At 45.2% G+C, this 7,842-nt stretch carries 6 protein-coding genes; 2 read left to right on the top strand and 4 right to left on the bottom strand.

Going from position 1 to position 7,842, the window contains the following annotated elements; translation table 11 throughout:
- Positions 1 to 455: 455 nt before the first annotated feature.
- The 4 genes from PX482_RS25115 to pilM all read right to left on the bottom strand — a co-directional run bounded on the left by PX482_RS25115 (position 456) and on the right by pilM (position 5,308).
- Positions 456 to 2,549, bottom strand: coding sequence for a secretin GspD/PilQ domain-containing protein (locus tag PX482_RS25115; protein ID WP_002758750.1), 2,094 nt, complete (start codon positions 2,547 to 2,549; stop codon positions 456 to 458).
- A gap of 93 nt (positions 2,550 to 2,642) precedes the next feature.
- Positions 2,643 to 3,416 carry a hypothetical protein gene (locus tag PX482_RS25110; protein ID WP_002758749.1) on the bottom strand — a complete coding sequence of 258 codons (774 nt, stop codon included), beginning with the start codon at positions 3,414 to 3,416 and terminating at the stop codon, positions 2,643 to 2,645.
- Complete coding sequence (locus tag PX482_RS25105; protein WP_002758748.1) at positions 3,413 to 4,183, bottom strand: PilN domain-containing protein; 771 nt, start codon at positions 4,181 to 4,183, stop codon at positions 3,413 to 3,415. Before PX482_RS25105 ends, PX482_RS25110 begins: the two co-directional genes overlap by 4 nt.
- Positions 4,184 to 4,192: 9 nt before the next feature.
- Complete coding sequence (gene pilM, locus PX482_RS25100) at positions 4,193 to 5,308, bottom strand: type IV pilus assembly protein PilM (RefSeq protein ID WP_002758747.1); 1,116 nt, start codon at positions 5,306 to 5,308, stop codon at positions 4,193 to 4,195.
- Positions 5,309 to 5,871: 563 nt separating this feature from the next.
- Here pilM and PX482_RS25095 point away from each other — a divergent pair.
- Entirely contained in the window at positions 5,872 to 7,176 is a 1,305-nt protein-coding gene (locus tag PX482_RS25095; protein WP_002758746.1) for a tetratricopeptide repeat protein, read from the top strand.
- Between the two features lie 119 nt (positions 7,177 to 7,295).
- Positions 7,296 to 7,424 (top strand): hypothetical protein, encoded by a 129-nt coding sequence (locus PX482_RS25090; protein ID WP_256378305.1) that lies wholly within the window; start codon positions 7,296 to 7,298, stop codon positions 7,422 to 7,424.
- Positions 7,425 to 7,842: the final 418 nt, after the last annotated feature.

The following is a 7,842-nucleotide window of genomic DNA, read 5'->3' as shown; positions in this document are numbered from 1 at the left end:
CTTTTGACCTGTTAAAGTCCGATGTTAGTGCAAGAAAATAGGATTGGGACGTTCAAAAACCTTGCATTATCCTTCTTGTGGTACATCGCTTGGTACAAAAAACAAGGGCAACAAAGCCTGAAACGACCGACTCCTGACGACCGGCTACTGACTCCTACCCCCAGGAAAAACTTTTTCAGCAGACCCTACTTATTTAACCCCCAAAAAAACTGGATGTAAATCCAGTTTTTCGGGTTCCTTGTTTTTTGGTTCATGAATAATGCAGGTTAGGGCTTGCTGAAAAAGTTTTTCGTGGGGCAGGGTGTGGGGTTTTACCCATTTTCAGGGAAAAAGTCCCTGAATTTGCCCCCTGATCACTCCCATGCCTGGTACTTTTTGATTGACAAAAAGTCTAAAAGTCTTATCCAACAAGGTTTTAAGATTTATTCAGCCAGCCCTATATAACTGATTACTGATTACTGTCGCGGCTGCACGGGGAAACCTTGACGCTGAAGCATTTCCGCCGCATCTTGGCCCGGTTGATAGTTGATGCCGAGGGTAGAGGTGGCCGTATCTTCGATGATTTTGGGAGTGAGGAGAATAATCACCTCCGAGCGATCGTTGCGATTGGTACGACTGCGGAATAAAGCCCCTAAAATGGGAATATCCCCTAAAATAGGCACTTTTGTCTCAGAACTCTGTTGGCGCTCTTGGATAATGCCGGAAAGAATTAAACTCTGTCCATCCCGGAGACGAATTAAACCAGAAGTCAATTCCCGACGAATCAGAGGGGTAAGGGTGTTGACTGTTCCACCACCGCTATCAAATTGAATTGGAGACCCCGGAGAGCCGATGGTAGGGCTAACCGACAGGGAAATAAAGCCGTTATCATCCACCTGATCGATGTTTACCGCTAAAGTTAATCCAGCATCGGCCAGTACAGGGACAGTGGTGCGTTCGCCACTGAGAGGATCTACACTTGTCTCCACACTTTCTAGCACTTTCTCGGTGAGCTTAACGGTGGCCTGTTGACCTTCCTGCACCACTAGGGAGGGATCGGTGAGAATCTTGGCATTTCCTGTCTGAATTGAGGCTTGCAGGGTCATCAGGAATTTTTGGGGATACTGGAATAGGGTCGGGGGTTCGTATTCATACTCTATTATTCCCGTCTCTGGGTCAATATTAATATCACTCAAACCGGGTTGAAAGGGGTTAACAGTGCGACCAAAACTAGGGCGCGAGTAGGGTGTTAGACCCCCTAAAAAGTCATTCGGTCCCTGGTTAACACGGCCAAAAGGAGCGCCATTCTGAATGTCAATAAAAGGTTGAATTTCTGCTGTCCCCGTACCCGATATGATATCGAAAATCGGCACAACAGGCTGTGCAAAAGCCCCCGGTCTGCCTACAGTTGAGCTACTAGGTGGGTTCATATTACCAAAGTTCAGCACTGCCGCCCCGTTATCTTGAACAAAGAAACCATCGTTAAAACCGAAGGAAAAACTACTGTTAAAACGGTCTGTATTGAGTAGGTTGACATCGATAACTTTGACATTAACTACCACCTGACGGCGACGGGCATCTAGTTGGGTTAATAAAGAGGTGGCGATCTGGACTTGCCGCGCTTCGCCGATTAAATTGATAGAATTAAGGCGCTCGTCGGCGGCAACTCTTAAACCAGTTAAAAGTAAGGCAGCTTTTGAGCCTTTCGTTTCTTGGGGGGCCAGTGGCTCTAGGGTGGGAGGAACATCCCGGCGACCGATGACTCGTCCGGTGAGGGGATCGACGATATCCTCGGTTTGGGTAACTAAACGCTGGTATTCTGCCCCTTGGGTAGCGAGGAAAGTGGCGGCGGCGACAGATTTAACTTGGTTGAGACGCAGGGTGCGGCTAATCAGATTACGAGCGCCTTGGGGTAATTGCGCCCCAACAAAGATAGTTGTACCCTGACGGTTGGCCTGGAGTCCAGAAACTAACAACACGGCGTTAAAAATGCTTTCCACCGATTCGTTAGTAAATTCCAAGGAAACTGTCTGAGAGGTGGCGTTAGTTTCCCCCTGGGCGCTGGTGAAAACGACGTTATAACCGGCATAGTTAGCAAGGGTCATTAACACTTCTCTAGCGGAAGCTTCCCGGAGTAAAACACGAGGTACAATCATATTACGCTCGAATTTGACCTTTTCGGCACTAGCATCGATGTTAGAGATGGCAATATCTCCCACCGGTGGGGCGACAGCCCGGGGTAGGGTGGGAGCGCCGGGGGCTTGGGGTGCGCCTTGAATGATAATTTCGGGGTTGGGGACAAGGGGCGCACTTTGGGCCAGTAGTTTTTCACTAGCTAAAATGCGATCGCTGATCTCCTTTTCTACGGCATCGGGGGTGGGAACGAAATTCTTAGGTCTTTTTTGTAAATTTTCTTGACTAAACTCTTGCGAAAATTCAATTTTTGATGTACTCGATTTTAACTCTGAACCATCGAAGGAAATGGGGGTTTCGGCCAAAGCGCTCAGGGGAGCCATCAATAAAAACGAGGCAATTTGGGGGATAAACAGGGCATAACGGGACGAATTCACTTTAATTTCACTCCTCAACAATTGGGGGATTCAACGGATAAAAAACGGAATACTCGCACCGGAATGAAGACCATTTAATCACTGAAAGTTCTCCTATTGGGGCGGACTAGCGGGGGGTTGGCCTTCGGCGGGGGGTGGCGGTGCTAATTTCGCTAATTCGGCGGCATTGAGAGGAATAATCACATCGAGAAGAAAGGTGGTAGTAACGGGTTTATCGCCTTGGGGAACGATAGTGGCTTTATTTTTGCCAGTACTAACCACTTGAACCGCCGATCCTTCCTTTTCCATCTGGGTATTGAGACTGTTGAGCAAAATGAGCGGCTGTAATCTTTCTAAATCCCGAATAACCTCTTGAGTGTTAGCATAGTTCCCTTCGATCTTGACGTTAAGAGTTTGACGTTTGAGCTTATTATTAACCGCGCTACCGAGGGAACCATCGGAAACCACCACTGGTTCTAGTCCTTGGGGTTGGAAACTAATCAGCTTAACATTGCGAGACTTAAAGATATTACTAATATCTAAGAGAATTGTGCTTAAGTTCTTTTCTTGAGCAAAAAGCGCGAGAATTTGCTGTTTAGTTGCCTCTTTTTGTTGCAACTGACTCTCGATTTTGGGGAATTCTGCGGCTCCGAGACCGCTTTTTTGTTGATCTACCTGTTGTTGTTTGCCAGCTGCATCGTTTTGCAACTGTTGCAAGGTATTATAAGCGGGCATCACCCAGTTAAAAAGCAGATAGAAAGAGCCAAGTAAACCTAGCACAGCGGCAGCGATGCCACTATTGCGGGGAGTAAAAGTTATCCCGAAAGCGATAGGATACTCGTCAAATTCCTCTAATTCCCGATCTTCAAATTCTTCGGTAAAGGTCATGGTTGAATGGCTCCTTGGCGTTTGAGAGTATTAATCCTAGTGACAACTCCGAGTGCTCCATTGCGGGTCAGATTGAGCAGTTGTTGAGTAGCGGGAGTATCACTTAATTGGGCGGTGATCACAAATTGAACCGCTTGGGGGAAAGTAACATTAATATTTTTGTACTTATTGTCCACCTGTACGGGTAAATCGGCTAGGGCAGCACTTTCGATCACCGTTTGCCTACCCTGTAAAAAAGGAGAAGCTTGTAGGGTTAAGAGATAATCATTGACTGCTTCGTAATTACTGGCAAAACCACTGATTTTTAAGCGAGTAGCCCGATTCTGTTGCCCTTGATCTGGGGCAGCGGGAACCTCCACCTGCTGCACACTGGTTAGCTGGACACTAGGGGGAGTTTGCAGGCGAATTTCTTGAAGAATAGCTGACCAAGGCCTAATCTGATTGAATACAGTTACCAGAGCTTCATTTTCTTCTCCTACCGCCGTTAGTTGCGCTTTCATGTCTTCTAGCTTTTTGCTTTGGGCTTGCAGTTGACCTAATTCCGCGTCCAGTTGCTGAATTTTGGCCTGAGTTTCGCTGGTTTGCCAACCGAGGATTAAACCGAGTAATCCCGTCAGTGTCAATAATCCGGCCCCCACTCCCACACCGATCAACAGGGGTGTTTGTTTACGCAGGTTAATAGCGGTGGAAATCTTGGCTGCGGGGGTTCCTTTCCCCGTTTGGCTAAGATGGCGATCCTTAAGAAAATTAACGTCAAGACTATACATAATTTTTGTCTATACCTCCCGTAATCCTAAACCGATAACTGTTCCTAATCCCGGTCTTTCGGTATTAGGAATCTCTTGAGTTGTATCTAAGTTCAGTGATGCGATCGGATCGATTGCCATGGTGGGGACGCTGAGACGTTGAGTAAAGTATTCGTCTAGTTGCGCTAAACCGCCCCCGGGACCGGCTAAAAGTAATTGGACGATTTCCAGGTCATCACTTTGGTTAAGATAGAAATTAATCGATCGCCGTAACTCATCGGTTAATTCCCCTAAAACGCGCATCAGTGCCGTCATCCCGGCGTTAGTAGGGGCCCCAGAAGTGCCGGTATTGGTGCTAAGACTATCAAAGGCAGTAATCGGAATTGTCATCCCCAAAAGAATCTCAGGACTGCGGGAGGTGGGCAAATTCATCGCCCTGGAGAGGGCATTTTGTAGCTGGAAAGTGCCGATGGGGACAGTGCGGGAAAATTGGGGAACGCCGTCCACCACGATGGCAATTTCCGTGTTATCAAATTCTATATCAACAATAACGGCAGCTTCATTGGAACTAAACTGTCGCAAATGTTCGCGAATCGTCCGAATTAGGGCAAAACTATTAATTTCTAGCACATCTACCTGTAATCCTGCCTGTTGGAAGGTTTCCATGTAGGCATCGGTAATCTCCCGACGAGTGGCTACCAGCAAAACCTGCACTTTTTCGATCCCGTCTTCATCCTGAAAGTAGCCTAGTTTTTGGTAGTCGAGATCCACTTCCTCGCGAGGATAGGGAAGGTATAAACTAGCCTCATGATTTAAGACCAGATTTCGCAATTCCTGATCGTCCAATTCCGAGGGAATGGGGATCATCCGGATAATTGACTCGCGCATCGGCACACCAGTAGCGACTCGTTTGCTGTTAATTTTATTTTCCTTGAGGACTTCTTGGATTAATTCCGCTAAAGCGGGGGAATCGACGATTTTTCCCTCCTCAAAGATGCCTTCCGGGATATCCGACGAACAACATTTAACTAATTTATAATTTTGTCCCTGTTTGGCGATCTGAGCTATGTTAATACGCTCCGGTGTGATCTCTAACCCAACACCTTGATTTTTTTTTGTCAATAGCTTTTTAAAAAAACTTACCATAGATTTTCCTGGGCAGCTCTAAGGGGATTGGTGATCAACAAAGCCAATAATCTTTTGACCTGATTTTATCTAGGGTCGATCAAGGCAGTAAATCAGTCTATAAACGCTCCTGACTGGGTAAATTACCCAGAAAAGGTGAAAATCGAGGAGGAGAGAGGCTATTCCTGTACTCGCTAACCCGATTATCTTTGTTCAGAGCGAGGTTAATCTCGAGTGGGTGAGAGGAGAGGAAGTGCCTATTGATAGTGACATTGTACTCAATTTTGGTGAAAGAACCAAGTCCAAGCTAAAAATTGGCCATTACCCCCCCCTTTTTTTTTTCTGCTCCACTAGATCAAGTCAGCTTTCCCTAGTTAGGGGTTGCGGCAAAAAGTTTTTCGTGGGGGCAGGGTGTCGGGGGTCGGGCATCGGGTTTTAAGCTAAGAGGCATTTTCACGGCCCGCCAATTCAAAAATGAAACGCAGGACTCCTCAAGACAAAAGTTCAAGAAATCTTAGAAGTTATTAAAATAATACAAAAATAAACTCAACGTCAACCTAAAACATTGCTAGGGAAAATCAATCATGTTTCTCCGTCCTTTCTCTATCTTAATTACCCTCTGTCTCGGTTTAGGCTTCCTTTCTCTCCCTCGGCCCGTTCAATCTTTACCTTTAAATGCGATCGCTCAAGTCAATGCTGCCTCAACTGCTCTGGACTTTTTCCATCAGGGAGTAAAAAGATTACAACAAGGTGATCTAGAGGCTGCCATTAATAGTTTTAATGAAGCCATTCGTCTTAATCCTAACTATGCTCAAGCCTATGGCAACAGAGGAATTGCCTATAGTCGTTTACAGCAATATGACAAAGCCCTGGCTGATTATAACCAATTTATTCGCTTTAATCCCAATTCAGCAGTAGCTTACTATAACCGAGCAACTTTGTATGATAAATTAGGAGATTCTCAAAAAGCGATCGCCGATTATGCTCAAGCAATACGACTTAATCCTAATTTCACTCAAGCAATTAGTGGCCGAGAAATTGCTCAGAATAAATTAAGAACACCTCAACAAAGTATCTCCACTACTAACGCGCTCGCTCAATATTTTTCCAATGGAAGGAATGCTAAGGATTTTTTTGTTCAGGCGATGGATAAATATGACAAAGCAGATTTTGATGGTGCAATTGTCGATTTTAGCCAAGCGATTCAACTCAAACCCGACTATGCTCAAGCTTACATGGGCAGGGCAATGGCATATAAGGGTTTAGGAGATTTAGAAAATCAGATCACAGAGCTACGAAAAGCGGCAGAATTACTTCAAAAACAGGGAGATACAGAAGCATACCAGACAACCATAGATTTAATCAAAGTAACTCAGGATTTGATCGATAGCATTCGATCAAATCCTAATTCTAAACTAGCCTTTGCCGAGTTGTTTTTTAATTATGGAATAGAGGAATGGAAAAAAGGAAATTTTGTGCAATCGCTGGCACAATTTAACCTGGCGATACGTCTCAATCCTAACGATGCTATTGCTTACATTCTTCGAGGCGACGCATATTTTGAGTTAGGGGAATATCAAAAAGCGATCGCCGACTACACCCAAGCAATTCGCCTCAATCCTAACGATGCTCGTGCTTATCTTTTTCGAGGTAATGCCTATGGTCAATTAAAAGAATATCAAAAAGTGATCGCCGACTACACCCAAGCAATTCGCCTCGATCCTAACTATGCTGATGCTTACAACCTGCGAGGGCTTGTCTATGAAATGTCAGGAAACCGTCAAAAAGCGATCACCGACTTGGAAAAAGCAGCCAATTTATATCAGCAACGGGGTGACACAGCACAAGCTCAAAAAGTCTTAGATTTGTTGAAAGAATTACAGCAATAAACTCAAGGTAAACCTAAAACATTCGGCCTGTTCAATCTTTACCTTTAAATGCGATCGCTCAAGTTAATGCTGCCTCAACTGCTCATTCCATCAGGGAGTAAAACAACGCCAATTCAAAAATGAAACGCAAGACTCCTCAAGATTTGACAGAGAAAGGCTCATCGGGTATTGTCCGAATCAATACAACCCAAATTCCGCAGGTGGAAAAAGACAAAGGAAAAGACAGAAAAAGCCGAACAATTCACTAAATATAAATACTCAAGAAAGTCTCAGGGTGAGCGCATTGAAAACTCTATTGACAATTGGTCAATTAGGTTTTGTCCCCTTAGATATTTCTGGCTAAAACTAAATATTTAGCCACGGCGTTAGGAACTAGCGTCGTTAGATGCAGATGGTAGAACCGCTACCTAGTAGAGCCGTCAGGACTCGAATGGCAAGTTTACCGCTAGAAGCGTCAGAAGCGCAAAATCTGTGAGATTAGTCTTGGAAACGCTAATCTCAGCGAAGCGGATTAGCGTAGTTCATCAAAGATAGAAAGTCTCTAGCGCTGACAACTATGGCTGTAATTGTCCAAAAATACGGTGGTACATCGGTAGGTTCCGTGGAACGCATTCAATCGGTCGCTCAACGGGTCAAAAATACGGTAATAGCAGGAAACACCGTGGT

It is taken from the genome of Microcystis sp. M53602_WE12 (genome assembly GCF_030065455.1).
In the GTDB taxonomy this organism is placed as follows: Bacteria; Cyanobacteriota; Cyanobacteriia; order Cyanobacteriales; family Microcystaceae; genus Microcystis; species Microcystis aeruginosa.
The sequence above is the reverse complement of the archived record's forward strand: the minus strand, read 5'-3'. Positions and strand labels throughout refer to the sequence as shown.